At 69.3% G+C, this 25,504-nt stretch carries 24 protein-coding genes; 11 read left to right on the top strand and 13 right to left on the bottom strand.

Annotated elements, in window-relative coordinates:
* Window positions 1-78 precede the first annotated feature (78 nt).
* Window positions 79-1,224 carry a sensor histidine kinase gene (locus tag OG817_RS09930; protein ID WP_406053379.1) on the top strand — a complete coding sequence of 382 codons (1,146 nt, stop codon included), beginning with the start codon at window positions 79-81 and terminating at the stop codon, window positions 1,222-1,224.
* A 4-nt stretch (window positions 1,225-1,228) separates the two neighbouring features.
* Here the strand turns inward: OG817_RS09930 and OG817_RS09925 are convergent, their stop codons facing one another.
* Window positions 1,229-2,443, bottom strand: a complete 1,215-nt coding sequence (locus tag OG817_RS09925) for an alpha-hydroxy-acid oxidizing protein (RefSeq protein ID WP_406053378.1) — start codon at window positions 2,441-2,443, stop codon at window positions 1,229-1,231.
* Window positions 2,444-2,568: 125 nt separating this feature from the next.
* On the opposite strand from OG817_RS09925, the gene OG817_RS09920 reads away from it, so the two are divergent.
* The 6 genes from OG817_RS09920 (at window position 2,569) to OG817_RS09895 (ending at window position 7,870) form a co-directional block, all read left to right on the top strand.
* Entirely contained in the window at window positions 2,569-3,273 is a 705-nt protein-coding gene (locus OG817_RS09920; RefSeq protein ID WP_406053377.1) for a FadR/GntR family transcriptional regulator, read from the top strand.
* Between the two features lie 258 nt (window positions 3,274-3,531).
* Window positions 3,532-4,662 (top strand): sensor histidine kinase, encoded by a 1,131-nt coding sequence (locus OG817_RS09915; protein ID WP_406053376.1) that lies wholly within the window; start codon window positions 3,532-3,534, stop codon window positions 4,660-4,662.
* A complete protein-coding gene (locus tag OG817_RS09910) occupies window positions 4,659-5,324 on the top strand; it encodes a response regulator transcription factor (protein ID WP_360443711.1) in 666 nt (221 codons plus the stop codon). The genes OG817_RS09915 and OG817_RS09910 overlap by 4 nt, the downstream gene beginning before the upstream one ends.
* Window positions 5,325-5,363: 39 nt before the next feature.
* On the top strand, window positions 5,364-6,029 hold the full coding sequence (locus tag OG817_RS09905; protein WP_131514913.1) for a response regulator transcription factor: 666 nt from the start codon (window positions 5,364-5,366) through the stop codon (window positions 6,027-6,029).
* 85 nt (window positions 6,030-6,114) lie between these two features.
* Window positions 6,115-7,035, top strand: a complete 921-nt coding sequence (locus OG817_RS09900) for an ABC transporter ATP-binding protein (protein WP_406053375.1) — start codon at window positions 6,115-6,117, stop codon at window positions 7,033-7,035.
* Window positions 7,025-7,870, top strand: coding sequence for an ABC transporter permease subunit (locus OG817_RS09895; protein WP_406053374.1), 846 nt, complete (start codon window positions 7,025-7,027; stop codon window positions 7,868-7,870). Before OG817_RS09900 ends, OG817_RS09895 begins: the two co-directional genes overlap by 11 nt.
* Here the strand turns inward: OG817_RS09895 and OG817_RS09890 are convergent.
* From OG817_RS09890 to OG817_RS09875, 4 genes are read right to left on the bottom strand one after another with little or no spacing between them, the layout of a single operon-like run.
* On the bottom strand, window positions 7,863-9,137 hold the full coding sequence (locus OG817_RS09890; RefSeq protein WP_406053373.1) for a glycoside hydrolase family 125 protein: 1,275 nt from the start codon (window positions 9,135-9,137) through the stop codon (window positions 7,863-7,865). The genes OG817_RS09895 and OG817_RS09890 overlap by 8 nt on opposite strands.
* A 7-nt stretch (window positions 9,138-9,144) precedes the next feature.
* Window positions 9,145-10,389: an ROK family protein gene (locus tag OG817_RS09885; RefSeq protein ID WP_406053372.1), complete on the bottom strand. Its 1,245-nt coding sequence runs from the start codon at window positions 10,387-10,389 to the stop codon at window positions 9,145-9,147.
* 10 nt (window positions 10,390-10,399) lie between these two features.
* Window positions 10,400-11,965, bottom strand: a complete 1,566-nt coding sequence (locus OG817_RS09880) for a hypothetical protein (RefSeq protein ID WP_406053371.1) — start codon at window positions 11,963-11,965, stop codon at window positions 10,400-10,402.
* A gap of 48 nt (window positions 11,966-12,013) precedes the next feature.
* Entirely contained in the window at window positions 12,014-13,204 is a 1,191-nt protein-coding gene (locus tag OG817_RS09875) for a cysteine desulfurase-like protein (RefSeq protein WP_406053370.1), read from the bottom strand.
* Between the two features lie 120 nt (window positions 13,205-13,324).
* On the opposite strand from OG817_RS09875, the gene OG817_RS09870 reads away from it, so the two are divergent.
* Window positions 13,325-14,284 carry a DMT family transporter gene (locus OG817_RS09870; RefSeq protein ID WP_406053369.1) on the top strand — a complete coding sequence of 320 codons (960 nt, stop codon included), beginning with the start codon at window positions 13,325-13,327 and terminating at the stop codon, window positions 14,282-14,284.
* Here OG817_RS09870 and OG817_RS09865 read toward each other — a convergent pair.
* From OG817_RS09865 to def, 4 genes are read right to left on the bottom strand one after another with little or no spacing between them, the layout of a single operon-like run.
* Complete coding sequence (locus tag OG817_RS09865) at window positions 14,281-15,270, bottom strand: DMT family transporter (protein WP_406053368.1); 990 nt, start codon at window positions 15,268-15,270, stop codon at window positions 14,281-14,283. The genes OG817_RS09870 and OG817_RS09865 overlap by 4 nt on opposite strands.
* A 58-nt stretch (window positions 15,271-15,328) precedes the next feature.
* The gene (locus OG817_RS09860; protein WP_406053367.1) at window positions 15,329-16,705 is read right to left on the bottom strand and encodes an RsmB/NOP family class I SAM-dependent RNA methyltransferase; all 1,377 of its coding nucleotides are present in this window, start codon (window positions 16,703-16,705) and stop codon (window positions 15,329-15,331) included.
* Window positions 16,698-17,633 (bottom strand): methionyl-tRNA formyltransferase, encoded by a 936-nt coding sequence (gene fmt / locus OG817_RS09855; protein WP_406053366.1) that lies wholly within the window; start codon window positions 17,631-17,633, stop codon window positions 16,698-16,700. Before fmt ends, OG817_RS09860 begins: the two co-directional genes overlap by 8 nt.
* Window positions 17,630-18,178, bottom strand: a complete 549-nt coding sequence (def, locus tag OG817_RS09850) for a peptide deformylase (protein WP_360443745.1) — start codon at window positions 18,176-18,178, stop codon at window positions 17,630-17,632. The genes fmt and def overlap by 4 nt, the downstream gene beginning before the upstream one ends.
* Before the next feature lie 389 nt (window positions 18,179-18,567).
* Here def and OG817_RS09845 point away from each other — a divergent pair, with 389 nt between their 5' ends.
* A complete protein-coding gene (locus tag OG817_RS09845) occupies window positions 18,568-19,623 on the top strand; it encodes a hypothetical protein (RefSeq protein WP_406053365.1) in 1,056 nt (351 codons plus the stop codon).
* A 4-nt stretch (window positions 19,624-19,627) separates the two neighbouring features.
* Window positions 19,628-20,758 carry a hypothetical protein gene (locus OG817_RS09840; protein ID WP_406053364.1) on the top strand — a complete coding sequence of 377 codons (1,131 nt, stop codon included), beginning with the start codon at window positions 19,628-19,630 and terminating at the stop codon, window positions 20,756-20,758.
* Window positions 20,759-20,779: 21 nt separating this feature from the next.
* On the opposite strand, the gene OG817_RS09835 is transcribed toward OG817_RS09840, so the two are convergent.
* Genes OG817_RS09835 through OG817_RS09825 form a run of 3 tightly spaced genes read right to left on the bottom strand, consistent with a single transcriptional unit; the run spans window position 20,780 to window position 22,918 of the window.
* Window positions 20,780-21,322 carry a DUF1707 domain-containing protein gene (locus OG817_RS09835; RefSeq protein WP_406053363.1) on the bottom strand — a complete coding sequence of 181 codons (543 nt, stop codon included), beginning with the start codon at window positions 21,320-21,322 and terminating at the stop codon, window positions 20,780-20,782.
* A 4-nt stretch (window positions 21,323-21,326) separates the two neighbouring features.
* Complete coding sequence (locus OG817_RS09830) at window positions 21,327-21,947, bottom strand: HAD family hydrolase (RefSeq protein ID WP_396393234.1); 621 nt, start codon at window positions 21,945-21,947, stop codon at window positions 21,327-21,329.
* Window positions 21,944-22,918 (bottom strand): Lrp/AsnC family transcriptional regulator, encoded by a 975-nt coding sequence (locus OG817_RS09825; protein ID WP_406053362.1) that lies wholly within the window; start codon window positions 22,916-22,918, stop codon window positions 21,944-21,946. Before OG817_RS09825 ends, OG817_RS09830 begins: the two co-directional genes overlap by 4 nt.
* Before the next feature lie 97 nt (window positions 22,919-23,015).
* On the opposite strand from OG817_RS09825, the gene OG817_RS09820 reads away from it, so the two are divergent.
* The gene (locus OG817_RS09820) at window positions 23,016-24,341 is read left to right on the top strand and encodes an MFS transporter (protein WP_406053361.1); all 1,326 of its coding nucleotides are present in this window, start codon (window positions 23,016-23,018) and stop codon (window positions 24,339-24,341) included.
* Here the strand turns inward: OG817_RS09820 and OG817_RS09815 are convergent.
* Window positions 24,274-25,485 (bottom strand): MDR family MFS transporter, encoded by a 1,212-nt coding sequence (locus OG817_RS09815; protein ID WP_406053360.1) that lies wholly within the window; start codon window positions 25,483-25,485, stop codon window positions 24,274-24,276. The two genes, OG817_RS09820 and OG817_RS09815, sit on opposite strands and share 68 nt — an antisense overlap.
* Window positions 25,486-25,504 lie beyond the last annotated feature (19 nt).

Here is a 25,504-nt window from a genome sequence, read left to right as displayed (position 1 = left end):
ATACTCCCGACGGAGCAGAACGAAGTACTCCGTGGCGACGATGACACCTGACCGCGCGGCCCCGTACGGTTTCGTATTGTGAGCACGACTGACCTGACAACCGAAACCGCACCCACCGTCTTGGCCCGGGCGCGGCGGATCGCGTTGCCGCTGGTGCTCTCCTTGATCGGCGTGGTGGGCTCGCTCGGCGCGTCCAGGGGCGAACCGGAACGCCGGGCCGCCGACTGGTTCATGGTCGTTCTGGTGCTGATCGGGACAGTGTCGCTGTACTGGTTGCAGACCCGGCCGATTCCGGTGCTGTGGGCAACGGTCGGGTCCACGCTCGTCTACATGCTGATGCAGTACCCGTACGGCCCAGTGATCTTCGCGTTCGTGATCGCGGTCTTCAGCGTGATCCGGCGCGGCTACCGGCTGGCGGGCTGGGCCGGCCTCATCACCTTGTACGTCGGGCACCTCCTCGGCCGGTTGGTGCTCGGGATCAACGAGGATGGTGTGTACCAGGTCCTCCTCGTCGCCACGTGCTTCGTCGTACTCGGATTCGTTGCCGAGCTTTTCCGGGCGCACCGCGACCGCGTCATGGCTGCGGCCCGGACCCGCCGGGAGGCGGAGCTGCGGAAGGCCGGTGAGGAACGGCTGCGGATCGCACAGGAGCTGCATGACGTGGTGGCGCACCACATCTCGCTGATCAACGTGCAGGCCTCGACCGCGCTGCATCTGGTCGACCGGCAGCCCGAACAGGCCGGTCCGGCGCTCTCGGCGATCAAGGACGCCAGCAAGGAAGCCCTGGTCGAGCTGCGCACGATCGTCGGCATCCTGCGGCAGTCCGACGAGACCGCACCACGCCAACCGGTCGCGGGACTCGAACGGCTCGAGCATCTGATCAGCCGGACATCGATGGCCGGCCTCGAGGTGCACACTGTCGTCCACGGCGATCCGCATCAGCTCCCGACCGGACTGGACCGGGCCGCGTTCCGCATCATCCAGGAGTCGCTCACCAACATCGTCCGGCACGCCAAGGCGAGCGAGGCGACCGTCCGCATCCAGTACGGCGCACAGTCGCTCGTACTGCAGGTCGACGACGACGGTCAGTCCCTCGCGGGCCCGCCGAAGGAAGGCAACGGCATCATCGGCATGCGTGAGCGAGCCACCGCCCTCGGCGGGACACTCACCGCCACCCGCACGCCGACGGGTGGCCTGCGCATCATCGCCAACCTGCCGCTGTAGCGGCCTACTCCGGCAGGCGGACGTGTGAAGGGTTGAGGTCCGCCACCTGCGAGACACCGAGCAGCGCCATCGTGCGGCGGACCTCCTTGGTCAGGATCTCCGCGGCACGCGCCACACCGCGCTGGCCGCCGGCCATCAGGCCGTACAGGTACGCACGGCCGACCAGACACGCGTCCGCGCCCAGAGCGATCGCCGCGACGATGTCAGCGCCGGACATGATGCCTGTGTCGAGGTAGACCTCGGCGTCACTGCCCACCGCCTTGCGAACGTCCGGGAGGATGCGCAGCGGTGTCGGAGCTCGGTCGAGCTGGCGGCCACCGTGGTTGGACAGCACGATCGCGTCCGCGCCGGCATCGACCACCCGGCGGGCGTCGTCGACCGTCTGGATGCCCTTGACGATCAGTGGACCGTCCCAGATCGAGCGCAGCCAACTGAGGTCGTCGATGGTCATCGTGGGGTCGAACAGCTTGTCCAGTAGCTCGGCGACCGTACCGTCCCAGGTCGACAGCGACGCGAACGTCAGCGGCCGCGTGGTCAGCAGGTTGGCCCACCACGCCGGGTGCAGCGAAGCGTCCAGCACAGTCTTGGCCGTCAGCTGCGGCGGGATGGTGAAGCCGTTGCGTACGTCGCGCAGCCGCGCACCGGCGACCGGTACGTCGACCGTCAGCATCAAGGCCTCGTAGCCAGCCGCGGCCGACCGCTTCACCAGGTCCTCACCGGCGTCGCGGTCCTTCCACACATACAGCTGGAACCACTTCCGCGCGGCCGGCGCGGCCTCGGCGACGTCCTCGATCGAGGTGGTGCCCATGGTCGACAGCGCGTACGGGATGCCGATCTCCTCGGCGACCTTCACGACCGCGCTCTCGCCCTCGTGGTTCATCATCCGGGTGAACCCGGTCGGCGCGAACGCGAACGGCAGCTCGGACCGCCCACCCAGGATCGACGTCCCGAGGTCGATGTCGGACACGTCGCGCAGGATCGACGGCTGCAACTCCAGCTCCGCGAACAGCCGGCGTGCACGGCGCAGGCTGATCTCCGCCTCGGCCGCGCCGTCGGTGTAGTCGAACACCGACCGCGGCGTCCGCCGCCTGGCGATCGCCCGCAGGTCCGCGATGGTGAGCGCCTTCTCCAGCCGGCGGTCGGTCGCGTTCACCGTGATCGGCTTCGGCCGCAGCAGCGGCTTCAGCTCGGACCATTTGGGCAGCTGTCGATCGGTCATCAGAACTCCGGAACGGCCGGTTCGGCGGACGACCAGGCGCACCTGATCGTGTGGTCGGACCACAGCATAGCGTGTGGTCCGACCACACAGGTAGAGTCGCCCACAACCGAGGCGGGGGTTGTCGCGTGAAGAACTACGAACTGGTCCTGCACCGGGTCGAGGCCGATCTGGCCGCGGGGCGGTTGCGGATCGGCGGGCGGCTGCCCGGTGAGCGGACGCTGGCCGAGCAGCTCGGCATCAGCCGGCCCTCGGTGCGCGAGGCCGTCCGGGTCCTCGAGGCGATGGGCGTGGTGCGGACCGCGACCGGGTCCGGTCCGGAGGCCGGCGCGGTGATCGTCGCGGAGCCGGTGTCACCGCTGACCGCCGTACTGCGGTTGCACCTGGCAACCAATCACCTGCCGATGAGCGACGTCGTGCAGACCCGGATCCTGTTGGAGTCGTGGTCCGCGCGGGAGGCCGCCGGGCGTGCGCCGGGGCTGGACGTGGCCGAGTTGAAGATCGCCGATGACCTGCTGGACCGGATGGACGCCGACTGGTTGTCGCCGGACGAGTTCCACCTGCTGGATGCGGAGTTCCATGTGGCGCTGTCCGGGCTGGCGGGCAATGTGCTGATCGCCGCGGTGATGGCGTCGTTGCGATCCGCGATCCATGGGTACGTGCTGGCCGCCGTACCCAATCTCCCGGACTGGGAGGCAATGGCCGTCACACTGCGAGGCGAGCACCGCGCGATCGTGGCGGCGATCCGTGCGGGCGAGCCGGACAGTGCGGCCGAGTTGGTGACCGCGCATATCCGGGGCTTCTACCAGGCGGCTCAGTTGCAGACTCCCTAGCAGCGTTCCTGGGCTGTCAGAGCGGTGCGACGCAGGCCGAGGACGATGGCCGCGCCGACCACACGGTGGAGTGAGGCGAGGCCGAGCTTCGCGCCTCCGTGGTTGGTGGTGGGTTCACGGTGGCTGAGGACGAGGTGTCGCGGCATCGGCCGCGGGGCTCGGGCGGGGTGGTCCGAAGTCGGGAAGGGATCGACTTTGGTCGGTGGTGTGTGAACCGCAGCCCGCCCTAGGGTCGGCGGCATGGAGGTTTGTGCGCCGGTGAGGCGGAATCGTCGGGCGTACTTGGTCGGCGTGGCCCTGGTCGGTGTCCTGTCGGCCGCCAGCATCTACGGCCGGGTGGCCAGCACCGGCGACACGCAATGGCTACCGCTCGACATCATCGTCGGGATCGTCTCGACCGGCCTCCTCCTTCTGCTGCCCCGCCGGCCCGTTTCCACCGCGCTCGGCCTGGCCGTACTCGCAGCCCTCTCCCCCGCCGGCACTCCCCCCTCGACCGTCGGTACGCTCACCGTTGCCCAACGGTTCCCGCTGCGTACGGCGGCCCTCGTCGCGCTGGCCGGGACCGCCGGCCACCTCGTCCAGGGACTCTGGCGCTCCTTCGACAACCTCAGCTATCTGTGGTTCGTCATCCTCGACTTCGCCGTCCACGCGGCGCTGCTCGGCTGGGGGCAGTGGACCCAGGCCCGTCAGCAACTCCTGGACTCCCTGCGCGAGCGCGCCGAGCGCGCCGAGGCCGAGCAGGGCCGGCGGGTCGCGGAGGCGCGCACTCTGGAGCGGACCCAGATGGCCCGCGAGATGCACGACGTTCTCGCCCACCGGTTGTCGCTGCTGGCGACGTACGCAGGCGCCCTCGAGTACCGGCCGGACTCGTCACCGGACAAGCTCGCCAAGGCCGCCGGGGTCATCCGCTCCGGCGTCCACCAGGCGCTCGACGAACTGCGAGAGGTGATCAGCGTGCTGCGCGACACCGAGATCGACGAGATGCCCGGTGGGCGGCCGCAGCCGACCTTCGGCGATCTCCCCGCGCTGGTGGCCGAGTCCCGCGAGGCGGGTACGACGGTCTCGTACGACGATCATGTCGCCGACGCGACGACGTTGCCTCCGGCAACCGGACGGACGGCGTACCGGGTCGTGCAGGAAGGGCTCACGAACGCACGCAAGCACGCGGCCGGGCATCCGGTCTGGCTGACCGTGGCCGGCGGGCCGGGCGACGGCCTGCGGATCGAGCTGATCAACCCGGCATCGAACGGAACGCCGCTCACCCCGGGCAGCGGGACCGGGCTGGTCGGCCTGACCGAACGCGTCCACCTGGCCGGCGGCACGCTCGACCACGGAAAGGCGCCCGGCGGCGGGTTCCGGCTCGAAGCCTCGCTACCGTGGCCCGCATGACCGGGAACGAGAACGCGACCATCCGCGTGCTGGTGGTGGACGACGACGCGCTCGTCCGGGCCAGCCTGGAGATGATGCTCGACGGGACGAACGGGATCGCGGTGGTCGGCCAGGCAGCCGACGGCGACGAGGTCCCGGCCGCGGTGGACGCGCACTTCCCCGACATCGTGCTGATGGATCTGCGGATGCCCCGGGTGGACGGCATCGTCGCGACCCGCCGGCTCCGGGCCCGGACCAATCCCCCGGAGGTCGTCGTCCTGACGACGTTCGACACCGACGAGAACGTGCTGCACGCGCTCCGCGCCGGGGCGAGCGGGTTCCTGCTGAAGGACACCCCGCCGGCGCAGATCGTCGACGCCGTACGACGGGTGGCCGCGGGCGACCCGATCCTGTCGCCGGCGATCACCCGGCGGCTGATGGACCGGGCCGCCACCCAGGCCGACGCGCACACGACGGCACAGCAGGCGCTCGAGCGGCTGTCACCACGGGAGTACGACGTGATGCTCGCAGTCGCGCAGGGGAAGGCGAACGCGCAGATCGCCACTGAGCTGTACATGAGCCTGGCGACGGTGAAGGCGCACATCTCGCACATCCTGACCAAGCTGGAGCTCGGCAACCGGACCCAGATCGCCCTCCTCGCCCATGACGCCGGACTCGCCTGACGCAGTGGCTTGGCCTGACGCATGCTCTAGCGTGAGCGCATGATCAGGGTGCTGCTGGCGGATGACCAGGCGTTGGTGCGGGCCGGGTTCCGGTCGTTGCTGAACGCCGAGGACGACATCACGGTGATCGGTGAGGTCTCCGACGGGGCCGAGGCGTTCGCGGTGGCGCAGGCGGAGAAGCCGGACGTCGTGCTGATGGACATCCGCATGCCCGGGACCGACGGGCTCGAGGCGACCCGGCTGATCGGGGCCGACGAGGCGCTGGCCGACGTCCATGTGGTGATCCTGACGACGTTCGACCTGGACGAGTACGTGTTCGAGGCGCTGCGGGTCGGGGCCAGTGGGTTCCTGGTGAAGGACACGGAGCCGGTCGAGCTGCTGCAGGCGGTGCGGGTGGTGGCGCGCGGCGATGCGCTCCTGTCCCCCGGCGTGACCAGGCGGCTGGTCGCCGAGTTCGCGACGCGGAGCCGGCAGCCGCACGCCAGCAAGGAGCTCGACGTGCTGACCGAGCGCGAGAAGGAGATCGTCGCCCTGGTCGGCGAGGGCCTGTCGAACGACGAGATCGCCGAGCGCCTCGTGCTCAGCCCCGCCACCGCGAAGACCCACGTCAGCCGCGCCATGATCAAACTCGGCGTCCGTGACCGCGCCCAGCTCGTCGTCGTCGCCTACCAGACCGGCCTCGTCCGCCCCGGCTGGCTCGGCTGACCCCCGGAGTACTCCGGCTGCGGTAGGAGCGGTCACTCCCTCTGGCCGACGCGGCGCCAGGCGCTCGACCGGCAGTCTCGTTGGTATGAACGAGACAGCTGCTCCGCTGGTCGAGGTGACCGGGTTGACGAAGAGGTACGGCGACACCCTGGCGGTTGACGGGGTCGATCTGACGGTGCTGCCCGGGGAGGTCTACGGGTTCCTCGGGCCGAACGGCGCCGGGAAGACGACGACGTTGCGGATCCTGACCGGGCTGATCGCGCCGACGAGCGGCAGTGTCCGCGTGCTCGGTGGCGCACCGGGACAGGCCGACGTCCTCGGGCGGACCGGGTCGATGATCGAGTCGCCGGCGTTCTATCCGTACCTCTCCGGTCTGGACAACCTGCGGCTGCTGGCCGAGTACGCCGAGGTGCCGCGGGAACGGATCGACGAGGTGCTGGACCTGGTCGACCTCCCCGATCGGGCCAAGGACCGGTTCTCGACGTACTCCCTGGGGATGAAGCAACGGCTGGGGGTCGCGGCCGCCCTGCTGAAGGACCCGGAGCTGGTGATCCTGGACGAGCCGACCAACGGGCTCGACCCGGCCGGGATGCGGGACATGCGCCGGCTGATCCGGGAGCTCGGTTCCGAGGGACGGACGGTGCTGCTGTCCAGCCATCTGCTCGGCGAGGTGCAGCAGATCTGTGACCGGGTCGGGATCATCAACTCCGGTCGGATGGTTGCCGAGCACAACGTCGAGGACCTGCGCGGCGAGCAGGAACTGGTGGTCCGGGCCACACCGCGGGAGACCGCGCAGTCGGTCCTCACCGACTTCCTCGGCACCGGCACGGTCCACCTGTACGACGACACGCTGCGGGTCAAGGTGGCCCCGGACCGGGCCGCCGAGGTGAACCGGGTCCTGGTCGAGGCCGGGATCGCCGTGTCGGAGTTGCACAGCACGGAACGGGCTCTGGAGGACATCTTCTTCGAGCTCACCACCAGCGAGGAGAAGACCGATGTTGGGTAGTTACCGCGCGGAGTTGCTGAAGCTCCGCAAGCGGTCAGGGGTGTGGGTGCTGTTCGGTGCCGGGCTGGTGCTGAGCCTGATCTTCGGCTATCTGCTGCCGTACCTCGGCTACGCCACCGGCGACGACAACCCGGGGACCGACGGCGTACCGAGGGCCCAGGTCCTCGAGGGCATGCTGCCGAGCCACGTACTGGACAACACGATCGGCGGCTATCCGATCTTCGCCGGCGCGCTTGCCCTGGTGCTGGGCGCGATCGTGATCGGCGGCGAGTACACCTGGGGCACGCTGAAGACGATCCTCACCCAGCGGCCCGGTCGCGCCTCCGTACTGACCGCACAGTTCCTCGCCCTCGGCACCATGATCGTGGTCTGGGTGCTCGGCATCTTCGTCGCCTCCGCGCTGTGCAGTATCGGGATCGCCGCGGCCGAGAACGGCTCGACGAGCTGGCCGGGACCGCTCGACCTGCTGCGCGGTCTCGCCGGCGGCTGGTTGGTGCTGATGATGTGGTGCCTGGCCGGCGCGGTCCTGGCGGTTGCCTTCCGCAACGTCGCGCTGCCGATCGGGCTGGGCGTCGTGTGGATCCTGGGGATCGAGACCCTGCTGGCCGGCGTCGTGAGCAGCCTGCTGCCGGACCTCGACGTGGTGTCCAACGCGTTGCCGGGCACCAACGCCGGATCGCTGGTGTTCGCCGTCACCGGCATCACCGCGGCCGACGCGCCTCCTGGAGTGCGGGATGCGGTCAGCGGCGGCCGTGCCCTTCTGACCCTGCTCGTCTACTGCGCGGTCTTCGCCGGACTGGCCGCCTGGACGACCCGGCGGCGAGACGTCACCTGATCCCGGCGTGAACCAGCGCGAGCTCGCAGAACATCGCGTTCGCCCAGGAGAACCACTCGCGCGTGAAGTTGGCAGGGTCCTCGACGTGGAACGACTCGTGCATCTGGCCGGTACCACCCGTGGTGTCTCGGAGGAGCTCCAGCAACCGCTGGCGCTCCTCCGTCGACGTGCTCGTCAAACCTTGCACCGCGAGCGCGATCGGCCACACCTGGTCCGTCGGCGTGTGCGGACTTCCGATACCGGCGGCGTGCGTTCCGCTGTAGTAGAAGGGATTCTCGGCGCTCAACAGCAGCCGGCGCGTGGCGACGTACGTCGGATCGTCAGCCGCGGCGTAGCCGCTCAGGGGCATCGACAGCAGGCTCGGCATGTTGGCGTCGTCCATCAGCAGGGTCGCACCGGCGCCGTCCACCTCGTAGGCGTAGATCCGGCCGTGTTCCGGGTGGTCGACCATGCCGTGCCGCGCGATGCCGTCGTCGATGTCGGCCTTGAGTTCCTTGGCACGCGCGGCCAGTGACTCGTCCGCGAACACCTCGGCCGCCATCTCCTCCAAGTAGCCGAGCACCACGGAGGCGAACATGTTGCCGGGCACGTTGAACCCGAGCTCGGTGGCATCGTCACTCGGCCGGAACGCACTCCACGACATCCCCGTCGGCCGGGTCAGCCGGCCGCGCCCTTCGCGGGCCAGGGTGTCCGACGGCAGCATGTCCGGTTCGTCCCGCTGGAACCGGTACGGCGACCTCGCCTCGTGGTCCTGCTCCACGGTCCACAGGTCGATGGTCGCGTCGGCCGCGGCCCGCAGGCGCTCGTCGATCACGTCCGCCCGTCCGGTGATCCGCCACAGCCGGTAGGCCAGGTCGAGCGGGAAGCACAGCGAGTCGATCTCGTACTTGCGTTCCCACACCCACGGCGACATCTCGGTCTCGTCGTCGGTGTGGCCCTCGCCGTTGGGCTCGCGGTTGAACGCGTTCGCGTACGGGTCCAGGACGACGTACTCGAGCTGGCGGTGCAGGACGCCGATCAGCATGTCCTGCAGGGCGGGATCGTCCTTGCACAGCAGCAGATACGGCCGGAGCTGGGCGGCGGAGTCGCGCAGCCACATCGCCGGGATGTCGCCGGTGAGCACGAACGTCGTGCCGTCCGGCAGCCGTTCGGCCACCGCGGGCAGGTTCTCGGCCATCGACCGCCGGAACATCTCCGCGATCACCTCGTCGCCGGTCGCCCGGCGAACCGCCTCGGTGGCGCGGGACAGAACCTCGGGATCGATCATCGACACATCACCTTTCAGCAACGAGTTCACGGTCGGGCAGCAGCACCGAGGGATTGGGCGAGAACGTCTGGTCGAGCACCAGGCTGGCCGCGCCGATCGCGCCGACGTCGACGCCGAGCGCCGTACCGGCGACCTCGAACGGGTGCACCGAGCGGACCAGGAACCGCTCCTCGAGGGCGACTCGGACCGCGTCGCCGAGCAGTGGTGCGAGCTGCTCCCAGTGCGGGCCGCCGAACACCACGCGTTCGAGGTCGAGCAGGTTCGCGATGTCCTCGACCACCTTGGCGATCCGCTGGGCCAGCACCGCGACGATCTCGCGCGCGAGCCCCGGCCCGTCCTCGGCCTCCGAGCAGAGCCGGGCGAACGCCGCGTCGACCGCGCCGCGATCGTCCAGGTCGATGCCCTGGGCAAGTACTCCGGCCTGCATCGCCTGCTGGACCAGGTAGCGCGGCTGGCTGGTCTCGCCGACGCAGCCGCGGCGTCCGCAGTAGCAGACCGGGCCGTCCGGGTCGACGATCACGTGACCGATCTCGCCGACGTTGCTGGACGATCCGCGGACCACCTCGTCGCCGATCACCAGCCCGGCGCCCACACCCGTGCCGAGGTAGAAGAAGACGAAGCTGCCGCCTCCGCCGGCCCACTTCTCGGCCGACGCTGCCGCCGTCACGTCCTTGTCCAGCAGGACCGGCAGGCCGATCCGCTCGCGCAGTTCGTCTCGTAGCGGGACCAGATGCCAGGCGGACAAGTTGGGCGGGTCGACGACTACGCCGCGTTCGACGTCGATCGGTCCGGGTGCGGCGATCCCGACACCGGTCACGCGATCGCGCGGTGCCCCGGCCTCGGTGATCACGTCCTCGATCGTGGCCGCGATCCCGTCGATCAGGACCTCCGGGTCGTCGGCGTGCGGCGTACCCACACTGCGACGCGCGATCACTTCGCCGGTGAGGTCGAGTACGACGACAGTCACGACTGCAGGGTCGAGGTGAACGCCGACGGCGTACTGGCCGGCGGGTTCCAGCTCGAGCAGTGTGCGCGGCTTGCCCAGGCCGGTGCTCTTCTGCCGACCGGCTTCACGAACCAGTCCCGCTTCGAGCAGTCGGCGAGTGATGTTGGAGATCGCCTGGCCGGACAGACCGGTGACCTCGGCAAGCTCCACCCGGCTCAGTCGGGCACTGCGGCGGATCGCGTCGAGGACCACCGCGTCGTTGAAACCGCCGACGCGATCGAGGTTCGTGCCCCGGCGAACGCTCACAACTCCCCCATCAGCCGGACACCGGATCCGCACCCCACGGACGTGACCAGTCGTAGTGGATGGTCCCGCTCCCCGTCCGCCACGCGTTGGGTGTGGTGTTCACAAGCCAGTCCACCGGCTCGATCCCGGACGCGTCTCCACCACTGAGCGCCAACCGTATGCCGTCGCTCAACGCCCGGTCCGTCTGCTCCGTCCGGGCCGCCGGATCGACCGACACGAACAGCGCCGTCCCCGACCGGGCGACCAGATCCAGGAAGCGCTGGTTCAGTTCCCACGGCGTCTCCGGCGTACACGGGACGCAGTCCGCGTCGACGCTGAAGAACCGGTTGTGCTGCGGCAGCCGGAACGCGAGCGTGTTCACGCCCATCTTCCGGGTCCGCTCCCAGTCCCGGCCGGAGGTGTCGTCACCGATGCGCTGTACGTCGACCAGCCCCGCCGCGAGATGCCCGACGGTGTTGCATCCGATCAGTACGACGTCCTCGGCCGCGGACCGGATCTCGCGGTAGAACGCCAGCACGATCTCGGCCGTCGTCCGCGCCGGATCGTGGAGCTGCCAACCGCTGTCCGTCAGCCGCGATCCCATCGCCGGCCCGAACCGGCCGAAGACGTCGTACGTGCTGAAGTCGTGCTTCACGAGCTCGAATCCCCAGCCCTTGAACCGCTGCAGGTCCGCGCGGACAAGGTCCAGGACCTCCGGGTACGACGGGTCGAGTGCGCGACCGTTGCCGGGTCCGGGGCGGCTCCACGGGCCGGCCTCGCGGACCAGGAGCGGGCGGAACCACAGGCCCGGCCGGGCGCCGAGCTCCTTGATCGCGGCCGCAGTACCGGCCATGTCGTCGAAGACACCGGGCTTGCCGAGGTCCCATGGACCGCCGGACGCGATCCCTCCCGGGTACCAGCCGTCGTCGACCACGCTGAACGGCTTGACCGGGTGACCGTCGGCCAGCTCGACGATCGTGGCGGCGTCCTCGAGCACCGCCTTCTCGTCGAAGTTCTGGCCGTACGCGTAGTACCAGTTGTTGGCCCCGACTACCGGCGCGGGCTCAGGTCGTGCCGGTAGCCGGGAGCTCATGGTGGCGACCGCCGCTTCCACGGTCTGCCAGGGGGTGCCGGCGTCGTCGAAACTCCGGACGATCGCGGCGGTCAGGGTCCGGCCGTTGAGCTGGGTCGGGCCGCCACCGTTGCGAAGGTCTAGCCACAGAGTGAACCCATCCGCGTCGACCGTCCACGCACAGAACGCATTCGGCTGGACCTCTACGCCGGCGCCTGTCGTGCTGCCGGCCCGCGGATCGTGGCTGAGGAAGTACCACGGGAGCAGTCGCTCGGGTTGCAGATGCCGCCATTGCAGGTCGCCGTACGAGCGCTCCCAGGCGTCGCCGAGCACGAGGGCTTGCTCGGGCAAGGCTTCGGCCCAGCGGAGAGCGACTCGCGAGACAGAGGCGGCGGTCACGTCGACGGCGCCGTCGGACCAGTCCACGTCGACTCCGGCGGCCGACCAGGTCGTGCCGTTCCGGACCGCCGTGCTCAGGGCGTCCGCAGAACCGACCTGGACGAAGACCGCGCTCGGTTCTCTCACCCAACCCCCTCGAACGAATTTCCCCACAGACTTTAGATAGTCGCCTGATTAATCGTCAAGACGGGCGATCGCGTCCACGAGACGATCCACATCGGACTGATCCGTGTACGGCGCGAGGCCAACGCGGACCCCGCCGGCCGAACCCAGACCGAGGTGGCGGGCGGCTTCGTAGGCGTAGAACGAGCCGGCCGGAGCGTTGACGCCGGCCGCCGCCAGCCGCGCGGCCACCGCCAACGGTTCCCAGCCGTCCACGGTGAACAGCAGGGTCGGCGTACGGCGGGATGCGTGGCCGTGGAGCGTGATGCCGGCGATGGCAGCCAGCCGGGATTCCAGATCCTCCCGGAGCCTGTCCTCGTGCTCCTCGACCAGCCGCAACGAGTCGAGCAGACACTCACGACGGGTGCTCCCGGTCCCACCGAGCCCGGCGATGAAGTCGACCGCCGCGGTGGTCCCGGCCAGGAGTTCGTACGGCAGCGTGCCGAACTCGAAGCGCTCGGGTACGACGTCCGCCGACGGCAGCAACTTGTCCGGCCGCAACGTCTCGAGCAACTCGGGCGCTGCCGTCAGCACACCGAGATGCGGCCCGAAGAACTTGTACGGCGAGCACGCGTAGAAGTCGGCGTACGTCGCATCGACCGGCGCGTGTGCGGTCAGGTGGATACCGTCGACGTAGATCAGCGCCCCCGCCTGGTGGACCTGATCGGCGATGTGGGCGACATCGGGTCGGGTGCCGAGCAGGTTGGACGCGCCGGTGACGGCGACCAGGCGAGTGCGGTCGGTCAGCAGCGGCGCGATGTCGTCCAGTTCGGACGTCGCGGTGTCGAAGCCGAGCCAGCGGACGGTCGCGCCGACGGCCTCGGCGGCCTGGACCCACGGGCGGACGTTCGCGTCGTGGTCGAGGCGCGAAACGATCACCTCGTCGCCGGGTCCCCATGACTTGGCGAGTGTGCGGGAGAAGTCATACGTCAACTGGGTCATGCTACGTCCGTAGACGATGCCGCGCGGATCCGTACCCAGCAGGTCGGCCATCGCCGCGCGGCCGGCGACGACGATCTCGTCGGCCCGACGCTCGGCCGCGGTGAGGTGACCACGATTCGCCATCGCCGAGACCATCGTGGCCGCGACGGCGTCCGCGACCACGCGCGGCGTCTGCGAGCCGCCCGGACCGTCGAAATGTGCGGCGCCCTCGTCGAGCGCGGGGAACTGCTTGCGGACCGAGATCACGTCGAAGGCACCCATGGCCGTCATCCTCCCCCGCCGGACAAGACCTCAGTCACCGGGTGGCTATTTCTCACGACCATTGCCCGATGCCGGGCAGATATATACGAACTGTCCATCAGGTAGTGCAGGATGTCAGGAGTGAGCACCGAGACGACTACTGACCAGGTCCCGCTGCAGGCCTGGCTCCCGACAATGCTGGCCCTCGCGGCCATCTGGGGTTGCAGCTTCCTGTTCATCTCCGTCGGGGTGCGCGAACTGCACCCGCTGTACCTCGCGCTCGGGCGGGTGATCGCCGGCGCGACGGTGCTGCTGGTGATCCTCGCGATCAAGCGCGAACCGCTTCCCCGCGACCCGCGGCTGTGGATGCACTCCTTCGTCGTCGGCGCCGCCGGCTCGGCGATCCCGTGGACCCTGTTCGGGTTCGGCGAGGAGCGGATCCCGTCCCTGCTGGCGGGCATCTGGAACGGCATCACGCCGCTCATCGTGTTGCCGATGGCGGTACTGGTGTTCCGGACCGAGACGTTCTCGGCGCAGCGGGTCGCCGGTCTTGTCGTCGGATTCGGGGGCATGCTCGTCGTCCTCGGAGCCTGGCACGTCGACGGTGGAGCGGACCTGCTCGGGCAGGCGCTGTGCATGCTCGCGGCGGTCAGCTACGGCGTCGTGATCCCCTACCAGAAGCGTTTCGTCGCGGGCTCCTCCCTGTCCGGGACCGCCTTGTCGGCCAGCATGTTCTTGTGCGCAACGGTTCAACTGGCGATCGTGGCGCCGATCGTGACAGGGCAGGCACCGCCTGCTCCCTGGTCGCTGTCCATCGAGGTGATCGCCAGCGTGCTCGCGCTCGGCGCCCTGGGCAGCGGACTCGCGTTCGTGCTCAGCATGCGCAACATCCGCCTGATCGGCGCCAGTCGTGCGTCGATGGTGACCTACCTGATGCCGGTGTTCTCGATCCTGGTCGGCGTGATCGTGCTGCACGAGCACATCACCTGGTACCAGCCGGTCGGCGGCCTCGTCGTACTGCTCGGCGTCGCGGTCTCGCAGGGGCTGTTGGCGTCACTTCGGCGTAAGCCGGCGGTCGTGGCGACGGCGACGACGGGTTAGTGGCGGCGGAGGTTCGGAACCGCCGCGATCACGACGGCGGCGAGGGCCAGCACGGTCCCGGCGACGACCGGGGACGTGACCGCCTTGTCGGCGGCCGGGAGGAACAGGTCGATGAACAGGCTCGCGATCAACTGACCCGCGATGGTGCCGAGGCCGAGCACGAACACGCCGACCACGCGGACCACGGCGGCCGCGGCGCTGATGAAGATCACGCCGCAGGAGCCGCCCAGGTACAGCCACGGCTCGCTCGGCAGGTGGTGCGGCAAGCCCTCGAACCCGAGATCGACGAGGAACACCAGCAGCAACGCGGCGAACCCGACCAGGAAGTTGACCACGCCGGCCGCGATCGCGCCGTACGCATCCGGTGAAGCGGTCCGCGCGACGCGTCCGTTGATCGCCTGCTGAACTGCGGCGCCGAGCCCGGCCAGTGCGGGCAGGATCGCCAGCAGCAGGCCGTCGGGGTGACCGAGTTGATCCGAGACCGCCAGTACCACGGCGACCAGCGCGACCAGCGCGCCCACAACGCGGACGGTGGTGAACGCCTGCGGGCCGGCGGGACCGAAACCGAGCCGGTCGACGACGAGGCTGCTGATCGCTTGACCTGCAACGCCGGCCACGGTGAAGACCGCGACGCCGATCACCGACACGGTGATCGACTGGGTGGCGACGAGGAAGGCACCCGAGAGGCCGCCGAGGCATTGCCACCAGCGCAGGCCGCCGTGCCCGCGCATCGGCGTACGGATCGCTCGCCAGACGTTGCCGAGCGAGTGACGAATCTGCGGCACGAGCGCGGCACCGGCGAGCAGGACGGCGAGTCCGGTGGCGAACGAGATCAGGGCGGCCGCGATGCCGTCGGCGAGGACGTCGCCGAGCTCACCGTTCAGCCGGGACTGGACCGCCACCAGCATGCCGATGCCGAAGGCGGCGGTCAGCCCGATCAGGTGATGCTGTCGGGTCGAGCGAGGCGCCGGGGCGATCGTTGTCACCCCACCATCATGACCGTCGCGCCTCTTGCACCTGACAGCAGGTCCAGGTGGTGGGCCGCTACGTCCGGCGGATGAGCGCGAGGTACATGGCGTCCGTGCCGTGCAGGTGCGGCCACAGTTGGACGTCGGGGCCGTCGCCGAGGTCGGGTACGCCGGGGAACAGCGGGCGGGCGTCCTCGAGTTTGGCGTCGTCGCGCTTGGCGAGTACGGCGTCCACTACCGCTCGGGTCTCGTCGGGATGCGGGGAGCAGGTGACGTACGCGACCACGCCGCCTGGGCGGGCCGAGGTGATGGCTGAGTCGAGCAGGTCCTCTTGGAGTGGGCGCAGTTCGGCGACGTCTTCCGGCGTACGGCGCCAGCGGGCCTCGGGCCTGCGGCGGAGTGCGCCGAGGCCGCTGCAAGGGACGTCGGCGAGCACTCGGTCGAATGAACCAGCCGGCCAGGTCGGCTTGGTGCCGTCACCGATGAGTACCTTGTGCTCCCCTGGGATCGCGCGCAGGTTCGAGCGGACGAGTTCGGCGCGGTGCTTGAGGGGCTCCACTGCCGTCAGTTGACCGTCGCGCTGGTTCACGAGGGCTGCCAGCAACGCGGACTTCCCGCCGGGTCCTGCACACAGATCCAGCCAGCTTGCGTCTGCGCCCTCGATCTCGGCCGTCGCCAATGCGACCGCAACCAGTTGGGATCCTTCGTCCTGAACGCCCGCTCGCCCGGTCGCGACGGCGTCGATCCGGCCGGGATCACCCCCGCCCTCCAGCACAGCCGCATACGGCGACCACCGCCCCGCGGTAGCACCCGCCGCCACCAACTCGTCGAGATCGGACACCCCAGGCCGAGCCACCAGCGTCACCCGAGGCGGCTCGTTGTCGGCGTCCAGCAGCGCTTCGACGTCACCGTCCAGTGCCTGGGCGAAGGCCTCGATGACCCAGCGTGGGTGGGCCTTGGCGATCGCCAGGTGGCCCAGGCGATCCTCCTCGACCGGCGGAGCGACGGTGTCGATCCATTGGGTGAGGGTGCGTTGGCTGATCTTGCGGAGGACCGCATTCACCAGGCCGCTGCGTTTCTGGCCGATCTCGGCTCGGGTGAGGGTGACCATCTCGGAGACCGCGGCGTACGAGTCGACGCGCATCCGGAGGAGTTGGTGGGTGCCAAGACGGAGAAGGTCGAGCAGCTCGGGATCGAGATCGGCGAGAGGGCGCGACACGCTGCGGGCGAGGAAGGCGTCGTACGTGCCCTGCCAGCGCAGTGTGCCGTGCACGAGCTCGGTGCAGAACGCCGCGTCACGACCGCTGAGTCGCTGCTCGCGGAGCGCCTTGTTGAGCGCGAGGTTCGCGTAGCCACCTTCGGCCGTGACCTGACGGATGACCTGATACGCAACCCCGCGCACCCGATCCGGCCGACGCTGCGGCGCGCGATTGCGAGGCGACCGGTCACTCACCGGACGGTCCCAACCGGTCCTCGTCGGTCAGACGGACACCACGGGCCCAGTCGGCCGCGGCCATCGGCTTCTTGCCCTGGGGCTGCACCGTCACCAGCTCGACCGCCTTGCTCCCGGTGCCGACCGTGACGCTCGACTTGGTCGCGCGCAACTCCCCCGGCTTCAGTTCCTCGTCGGTCAGCGCCACCGCGAGCACCTTCAATCGCTCGCCACGGAACACCGTCCACGCGCCCGGCGCGGGGTTGCACCCACGCACCAGCCGATCCACGCGCTGCGCCGGGGCGGCCAGATCCAGCTCCGCGCCCTCGACGGTGATCTTCGGCGCGAGCGTCACGCCGTCGGCCGGCTGCTCCCGCGCTTCCAGTACTCCAGCCTCGATCCCGTCCAGCGTGTCGACCAGGAGCTTCGCGCCCGACTCGGCCAGCCGGGCGAGCAGGTCGCCCGAGGTGTCGTGCGGACCGATCGGCTCGGTCAGTACGCCGTACACCGGGCCGGCGTCGAGCGCCTTCACGATGCGGAACGTGGTGGCGCCGGTCACGTCGTCCCCGGCGATGATCGAGTGCTGCACCGGCGCGGCACCACGCCACGCAGGCAGCACCGAGAAGTGCAGGTTGATCCAGCCGCGCGGCGGGATGTCCAACGCCGCCTGCGGCAGCAGACCGCCGTACGCGACCACCGGGCAGCAGTCCGGGGCGATCTCGGTCAGCCGGGCCAGGAAGTCCGGGTCCCGCGGCTTGACCGGTTTGAGGATCTCGATGCCCCCGAGCTCCTCGGCGTACTGCGCGACCGGGGAGGCGACCAGCTTGCGGCCGCGGCCGGCGGGCGCATCCGGACGGGTCACGACGCCGACGAGTTCGTGGCGGCTGGCAACGATCGCCTTCAGCGCGGCGACAGCAGGTTCCGGCGTACCGGCGAAGACGAGTCTCACAAGCCGAATCCGTTCGTCGGGTGGGGCGAGATCCTGACCTGCGGCGGGCCGCTGAGGCCGGACCACTCGGCCTCGCGGATCGCCTTCATCGCCTGCTTGCGGGTGACGGTGTCGAGCCGGTCGACGAAGAGGATGCCGTCCAGGTGGTCGGTTTCGTGCTGGATCGCCCGGGCGAGCATGTCGGAGCCCTCGATCACGACCGGGTCGCCGTACATGTTGAAGCCCTTGGCGATCACAGACAGGGCGCGGCGGCAGTCGAAGGTCAACCCGGGGATCGACAGGCAGCCCTCCGGGCCGAACTGCTCATCCGCGGACAGCGTCAGCTCCGGGTTGATCAGGTGCCCGAGTTCGCCCTCGACGTGGTACGTGAACACCCGCAGGCCGACGCCGATCTGCGGCGCGGCCAGGCCGGAGCCGGGCGCGTCCTGCATGGTGTCGGTGAGGTTCGCCACCAGGCGGCGCAGCTCGGCGTCGAAGTCGACGACCGGCTCGGCCTTGGTGGTCAGGACGGGGTCGCCGAACAGGCGGATGGGTTGGACCGACACAGACTCTCCACAGCGTTCCACGGACCGGGACCGGCCAAGTCTAGTGCGCACCGGGAGTGGATTCAGGTGGCAGGGGGCTCTCCACATTGTTGCCCCAAGCACGTACTGTGGTCTCAGGCGTACCCTCAGTCACTGTCGTCACACGCCCAACGGGAGACCCAATGCCCACAGCAGCACGGGGGGCAACTCTGATCCTCCTGGGTGCACTGCTTGCACAGGCACCCCTCACCGCAGCCGCCTACCAACCCCGCGACCCGGAGACCTCCGGACCGCCTCGCACCGTGGTCCCTTCCGCGGAGCCCACGGTCGCCCCGACTACCGCCCCGACAACCGCGCCGCCCAGCGAGCCGGTTGCCGAGCCTGAGGCGGCGCGGTCCTGGAGTGATGTGGTGAAGCAGGTGACGGAGACGTCGCCGAACGATCCGCAGTTGAAGGCGGCGGATACGTCTGCGCAGGCGTCGTCGATCCTGCGTTGCTTCACGTTGGAGGACGAGAACTACTGCCTCGGGCTGGGGTTTGTCGACCAGGTTCCGACTGGGGCTCAGTTGCAGGAGGTGATGAGCCCGCCGGCTGTTCGCGCGGACGGTGAGGTCGGGGTCGAGCGGGACATTCCGACCGGGGATCTGACCCCGGCCGCGTTCGTGGCGGAGCGCGCGGCGATGCCGAAGAGCGCCCGGGTCACCACCGAACTGGACGAAATGCGAGCCGCCTGGGACGGGCGGGCCAAGGCCCGAGACCTGCGGCTCCTGGCTGAGCCCCGTTCGCCGTCGGCTACGCCGACGGCGACCACGACTGCAACACCTGTGCCTACTGCTACTCCGACGGTGACTCCTACGCGGAGTGCGCCCACTCAGGGGACTCCTGTACCCGTGACTCCGTCTGTGGTGCCGGTTGTGGCTCCGGGGTCGGCGTACATCATGAAGGGGTTTCAGACTTCGCAAGAGAAGGGGTACTGGTGCGGGCCGGCGACGTTCCAATCGATCGACTGGGCCGACGACAACCAGAAGGACACGCAGGCGTCCTGGGCCAAGGACCTCGGTGCGACCACGTCCGGTACGGCGATCTCAGCGATGGTCAAGCAGACCAACCTGAAGACGGCTTGGCCGAAGTCCGCCGGCACCTACATCGTGCAGAACGTGTCCGGCTGGAACTCGAAGACGTTCATGACCGTGCACGAGAAGCACCTCGGCGTCTACAAGGCACCCGTCATCGAGCACGTGCAACTGCTCAAGCGGTACTTCCCCTACCTCGCCTTCAACCACAGCGGCCACTACCAGGTCGGCCGCGGCTACGACCGGGCCAAGAACACGATCGCGATCTTCGAGGTGTTCAACGAACGCCGGTTCAACAGCCGCGGCAACGTGACCGACGGCCCGAAGAACATCCCGGCGTCCGCCCTGTTCAACGCCACCCTGGCCAACTCCTTCCAGAACATCGGACTCTGACCGGATGCGTCGTACCGCCGTTGCCGTAGGCACCGTTCTCGTCCTCCTGCTGGCCGGCTGCTCGTCCTCCTCGAAGGACGGGTCGAGCCCCGCACCGTCCAGCCCACCGAGCCGGACCCCGACGGGAACGCCGGGCCCGCCGACCGACTCCGGTACGGCGGTCCCGGCCTGGACGAAGGTGATGCGGCAACCGGTGGACGGCCTGCACCTGGTCACCCAACAGCGCAAGTACGTCGTCACCCGCGCCAGCGACGAGGCCGGGATCACCACCGTGACCGACCGGAGCAGCAAGAAGGTCGTGATCCGGCACACCCCGGCCGCCGGATTCGTCGCGCAGTCGCCGGTGGTGATCGACGACCACTGGGCCCTGATCGAGGACATCCGGTCCGACGGTCCGGCGCCCGAGATCAAGGTGTTCCGCTACGACCTGACCACCGGCCGCTCGGCCGAACTGTCCCAGCTCCCCAAGGTCTCCGAACCCGAGATCGGCGCGTACGACGGCACGTTCGCCTACAGCTCGACCGATGCACGCAACCGGTCCTGCCTGATCGTCGCCGACCTCGCCACGCTGAAGGGACGGATCGTCACCTGCGTCACCGACCCCGGGTACGTTGCGGATCCGGTGGTGTCGGCGGACTCGGTGACGTTCAGCGAGATCATCGCACCCGAGACCACCCGCCGCTGCAAGCGCCTCCTGACCGCACCGCTGACCGGCGGCCCGGGCCAGCCCGTGCCGGCGGCAACCAAGTGCATTCAGTGGAGCGGCGCATCGGTGCGCGGGGCAACGGTGTGGTCGGAGGTCGGCGCCGCCGACCCGGACCAGTACCAGAGTAAGGCGTACGTGCGCGAGTCCGCCGACTCCCCCGCGCGCCCTCTCGGCACCGTCGTCACCGACACGATCATTGCCTGCGGCGGCTGGATCCTCTGGGAGACCCGGACCGTCATGGGTGGCGAGGACGTCTACCAGATCAACCGCTGGCGCCCCGGTCTCGGCAGTCCGCAGCGCATGTACGCCGGCAAGCCCGGGACCGCGCTCACACCGATGACCTGCCAGGACAACACGGTGTACGTCGAAGCCGCCGACTTGTCCGGCAGCCCGACGTACACCGAGGCGATATCAGCAGCCCTCACCTAGGGCGTGTCTGGGAGACACGCCCTAGCGGCGCGAGTGGCGGATTCTCAGCTTCCCGAACCCCATGGACCCCGAGATCCGGATCGTCGGTCCTGCTGCACCAGTCTGCCGTGGCGGTTGGTACTGCGAGTCCTTCCATCCGGTGCGCAGCCCTTCGACGTCGACGATCGCATCGCGCGGCACGGTGATCTTGGCCCCGCCGGTGCCGAGTTGCAGCTCGATGTCCACGACCCGATGCTTGATGATCGCCCGCGACAGATCCAGGTGCACGCGCCCGAACGAGGAGTGGACCTTCAGCGTCCTCGGCACCAGCCATTCGCCGCGCCGCCGGATGCGCCCGGAGGCAGCGGAGATCGTCGACGTGGTGCCGGCATCCGGCGCAGGAAGCCCGGACAAGGCCCCATCGATGTCGTGCTGGGTCGTCGCCGTGAGCACCTGGTGGAGGCGCTGATCCATGTCCTCGTGCGAGATAAGCCCACTGGTGTAGGCCTCCTGAACACGCTCGACGGCCGTGTCGCGGTCGTCGGACCTGATCAACGATGAGCGGTCGTCCGGCACAGAGGTCACCGCTTCACTGTAGTGCGATCCCCCGGGCACGGAGCTGATCGCGGAGGTCGGCGGCGCCGGTGAACTGCTCCGCGTCGAGGCCGACCGCGCGAGCGCCGTCGACGTTGTACTGCATGTCGTCGGTGTAGAACGTGCGCGCCGCGTCCAGGTGGAAGCGCTCGAGCAGGATCCGGTAGATCTTCTCGTCCGGCTTCACCGTCTGCTCGACCCCCGACACGATCTCGCCGTCGAAGCTGGTGAGGATCGGGAACGCCTCCTGCGCGACCTCCCACTTCTCCGCCGAGAAGTTGGTCAGCGCGTACGTCGGGATGCCCAGCGCACGGATCTCGGTGACGACCGCGGCAGTGTCCTCGAAGACGCCCTTCACCATCGTCAGCCAGCCGGTGTCGTACGCCTCGATCAGGTCGGCGTGCTGCGGGTGCAGACTCTTCAGCTCCGCGATCGCCTCGGACCATGGCCGGCCGGCGTCCTGCTGGTGGTTCCACGCCGGAGTGGTGACCTCGGTCAGGAATCGGGTCCGCTCGTGCTCGTCGGGGATCAGGTCGGCGTACAGGTAGTCCGGGCTCCAGTCCAGCAACACTCCACCGATGTCGAACACCACTGCGTCGATCGTCCGCTCAGTCATGCCCGCAACCCTACGAGACCGGGGGTGAAGGGTGCGGCGGCCTTCACGGTGCGGAGGACGGGGACGGTCTCGAGGGCGGTGATGTGGTCGATCGCGCCGAGGCGGTCCGTCAGGTAGGTGTGGAGGGCTGCGGGGTCAGCGCAGAGGACCTGGGTGGCGAGGTTCGTCCGGCCGGTGGTCGCGGCGACGAAGGCGAGTTCGTCATGTTCGGCCAGGGCGCGGGCGACGGCGTCCAGGTGCGCGGGCGGGACCGAGAGCCAGAGCATCGCGCTGGTGGTGGCACCGAGCGCGGCCGGGTCGACGTCCACGTCGAAGAAGAGCGCGCCGGTGTGCTGCAGTTCGTCGAGCCGCCGCGCGACGGTCGCGGCCGACCAGCCAGTGCGTACGGCGAGGTCCGCGAGGGTGGCGCGACCGTCCTCGCCGAGCGCGGTGAGGAGCTTCGCATCACCGGCATCGAGTGGACGGATCTGACCGATGGGCGCAACCACGCGACGCAATGTGGTCTCCTGCTCCGGCGTCAGGCTCTTCGCGCGACCCCGCCAGGCCGTCGGGCCGCCGACGTACAGATGCAGGAGGTGCTGCGCCGACACGGACGTGATGCCGGCGGTCCTCGGGATGTCGTGCAGGAGCAACGCGTTCCCGTCGCTGGGCGTGGTGTGGACAATCGCCATGATCTCGGTGCCACCCGATGCCAGCTTGATCCAGCTCGTATCCGGCCGCCGCGCGAGAGCACTCGCGAGATCCTGCGCAGCCTGAGGTGTCGCCGTCAGCCGGACGAACCACTGGGAACGGCCCGCCTGCTGGGGATCCGGCAGACCGGCCACCCGCAGCCCGGCCTCCACCCGCAGCCGGTTGTACCGCCGTGCGACCGTCTGCGTCGATACCTCCAGGACCTCCCCGATCCGGCTGTACGGCGCCCGCCCGTCGATCTGCAGCGCATGGATCACAGCGCGATCGATCTCATCCAGCATGTGAAGATCATGGCGAAGTACGGACTCATATGGAAGATATCCGCAGATATCGACCGGAACTCGGAACTACCGAGTCACTGCCGTTGACAGTTGTCGCATGCAGAAACGATGGATCGGGCTGATCGCCCTACTGGTAGCCGAGGCAATGAATCTGCTGGACGCGACGATCGTCCAGGTCGCGGCGCCGGTGATCCACGCCGACCTCGGCGGCCGAGCGTCCGACATCCCCTGGTTCAGCGCGGCCTACACCCTGCCGTTCGCCGCACTGCTGATCACCGGCGGCCGCCTCGGCGACGTCTTCGGCCGGCGAAGGATGTTCCGGATCGGCGTCACGGGCTTCGTGATGGCGTCGAGCGCGTGCACCCTGGCGGCGCAGCCCGGCGTACTGATCGGAGCACGGGTCGTGCAGGGAGCGGCGGCCGCGTTGATCATTCCGCAGACGATCGGATTGATCAGATCCAGCTTCGAGGGACCGGAGTTGCCCAAGGCGCTCGGCACCATCGGCCCGGTGATGGGCCTCGCCGGCATCTCCGGTCCGCTGCTCGGCGGGTTCATCACCGAGGCCACGTCGTGGCGGGCCGTGTTCCTCGTCAACGTCCCGCTGGGCCTCGCCGTCCTCGGCCTCGCGCATTTGCTCCCGCAGTCGAAGTCGCCGCGTCGACCGGCCGTCGACCTCGTCGGTACCGTCTTGCTCACCGCGGGTACGGCGCTCGTCGTCTACCCGATCCTGCAATCGCAGAACTGGTACCTGCTCCCCGCTGGTGTCGCACTGCTCGGCCTGTGCCTACTACAACAGCGCTACAGCCGCGGCCGCCTGATCGAGCTGAGTCTGTTCACCCACCGAGGCTTCAGCGCCGCCCTCGTCACCTCGACGCTGTTCTTCGCCGTGATGAGCGGCCTCACCCTGGTCGTCGTACTGCATCAGCAACTAACACTCCACCACGGCGTCATGCGCTCGAGCCTCGCGTTGCTGCCGTGGTCGGCGGCGACCGGCATCACCGCCTGGATCGCCGGTCAGTGGCTGATCGGCCGCTTCGGTTCACGGCTCATGTACGTCGGTCTCGGCGTACTGCTGGTCGGCATCGTCATCGCCAACTACTGGCTCCTTCCCGGGCTCGCCCTCGGCGGCGCCGGTGTCGGATTGTTTACAACCGCATTCTTCACCGAAGCGCTCCAGCGGGTTCAGCCGCACGAGACCGGATCAGCGGCCGGACTGCTGAACGCGGTCCAGCAGTTCGGCGGGACGCTCGGCGTCGCCGGGCTGGGCACAGTGTTCCTGCACCACCCGGCGACACCGCACCGCGCCTTCTGGATCGCGACCGCGGTCATCGCCGCGACCGTGGTCACGGCTCACCTCATGCGGTCGCAGCGTTCGCGGCAGCCCGCGCATGCAGCGCCGGCGCCAGCGAGTACTGCCCGATGAAGATCACCACGCCCAGTACGGCGCAGCCCAGCCAGGTGACGGTCGGACCGAAGTGCTCGAGGGCGTTGGTCCCGGTCAGAGGGCCGATCACCGTGCCGACTCCGAAGGCCATCCCGGCCAGACCCATGTAGCGGCCCCGCAGGTCGATCGGAGCGAGGTCGGCGAACACGGCACCGATGACTGCCGCGAACCCGATCTCGCCGACCGTCCAGACCACGACCGACAGCCCGTAACCCCACCAGGTGTGGACGACGGCACCGATCCCGAACCCGAGACCGACCACGAGCATCGACACCGCGAGCAGCTTCGGCCGGTCGATCCGCACCAGCCACTTGCCGAGGAACGGCTGGATCAGCACGATCACCACGCCGTTCAGCGCGATCACCAACCCGTACGTCGAGGACGGCAGACCGTCGCCCGCCATCGCCAGCGGGAGCGTCGAATAGCCCTGCATGTAGATCGTCGCGTAGCCGATCTGGAGCAGGATCATCAGCAGGAACACGGTGTCTCGCAGTACCACCGGGAGCAACGGCCGGCGCGGTACGCCGGCCTCCGGTGTCGGCCGGCTCTCCGGCACCATCGCCCAGATCACCAGACCCGCGATCACCGAGGTACCGGCGTTCAACCAGAACAGCAGGCCGTAGCCGACCGAGGCCAGCACGCCCGCGCTCACGGTGGACACCGAGAAGCCGAGGTTGATCGCCCAGAACAGCAGGCCGTACGCCCGAACGCGTTCGCCCGGCTCGAGCAGATCGGCCACGGTCGCCTGGACGGCCGGACGGAACAGGTCGCCGAGCAGGCCGACCAGGAAGGCGGTCACCCAGATCATCGCCATCGACCGGGCCGAGCCGAGCAGGATCAGGGCGGCGGCGGTGCCGAAGAAGCAGATCAGCATGGTCAGGCGGCGCCCGACCCGGTCCGCCAGCCAGCCACCGCTGAGCTGGGCGGCGACGCTACCGGCTCCGACCGCGGCCGCGACGGCACCCGCCGTACCGGCCGACAGGTGGCGGTCGTGGGTCAGGTAGAGGACCAGGAACGGCTGCACGAAGCTGCCGAGCCGGTTGACGAGCTGGCAGACCCAGAGCGCCCAGAAAGCCCTCGGCAGGGCGGCGGGCGCAGGGGACTCGACGGCGACAGCACTCATGGTGACAACTCTCCCGGTG

The organism is Kribbella sp. NBC_00889 (genome assembly GCF_045207705.1).
Classification (GTDB): Bacteria; Actinomycetota; Actinomycetes; order Propionibacteriales; family Kribbellaceae; genus Kribbella.
This window is presented reverse-complemented; position numbering and strand designations above follow the sequence as displayed.

What these genes read in the sequence shown, in the direction of transcription:
- OG817_RS09925 (WP_406053378.1), bottom strand. Translation starts at nt 2,443, where the DNA reads ATGACCGATCGACAGCTGCCCAAATGGTCCGAGCTGAAGCCGCTGCTG.
- OG817_RS09910 (WP_360443711.1), top strand. Translation starts at nt 4,659, where the DNA reads ATGACCGGGAACGAGAACGCGACCATCCGCGTGCTGGTGGTGGACGAC.
- OG817_RS09905 (WP_131514913.1), top strand. Translation starts at nt 5,364, where the DNA reads ATGATCAGGGTGCTGCTGGCGGATGACCAGGCGTTGGTGCGGGCCGGG.
- OG817_RS09900 (WP_406053375.1), top strand. Translation starts at nt 6,115, where the DNA reads ATGAACGAGACAGCTGCTCCGCTGGTCGAGGTGACCGGGTTGACGAAG.
- OG817_RS09895 (WP_406053374.1), top strand. Translation starts at nt 7,025, where the DNA reads ATGTTGGGTAGTTACCGCGCGGAGTTGCTGAAGCTCCGCAAGCGGTCA.
- OG817_RS09890 (WP_406053373.1), bottom strand. Translation starts at nt 9,137, where the DNA reads ATGATCGATCCCGAGGTTCTGTCCCGCGCCACCGAGGCGGTTCGCCGG.
- OG817_RS09875 (WP_406053370.1), bottom strand. Translation starts at nt 13,204, where the DNA reads ATGGGTGCCTTCGACGTGATCTCGGTCCGCAAGCAGTTCCCCGCGCTC.
- OG817_RS09840 (WP_406053364.1), top strand. Translation starts at nt 19,628, where the DNA reads ATGCGTCGTACCGCCGTTGCCGTAGGCACCGTTCTCGTCCTCCTGCTG.
- OG817_RS09830 (WP_396393234.1), bottom strand. Translation starts at nt 21,947, where the DNA reads ATGACTGAGCGGACGATCGACGCAGTGGTGTTCGACATCGGTGGAGTG.
- OG817_RS09825 (WP_406053362.1), bottom strand. Translation starts at nt 22,918, where the DNA reads ATGCTGGATGAGATCGATCGCGCTGTGATCCATGCGCTGCAGATCGAC.
- OG817_RS09820 (WP_406053361.1), top strand. Translation starts at nt 23,016, where the DNA reads ATGCAGAAACGATGGATCGGGCTGATCGCCCTACTGGTAGCCGAGGCA.
- OG817_RS09815 (WP_406053360.1), bottom strand. Translation starts at nt 25,485, where the DNA reads ATGAGTGCTGTCGCCGTCGAGTCCCCTGCGCCCGCCGCCCTGCCGAGG.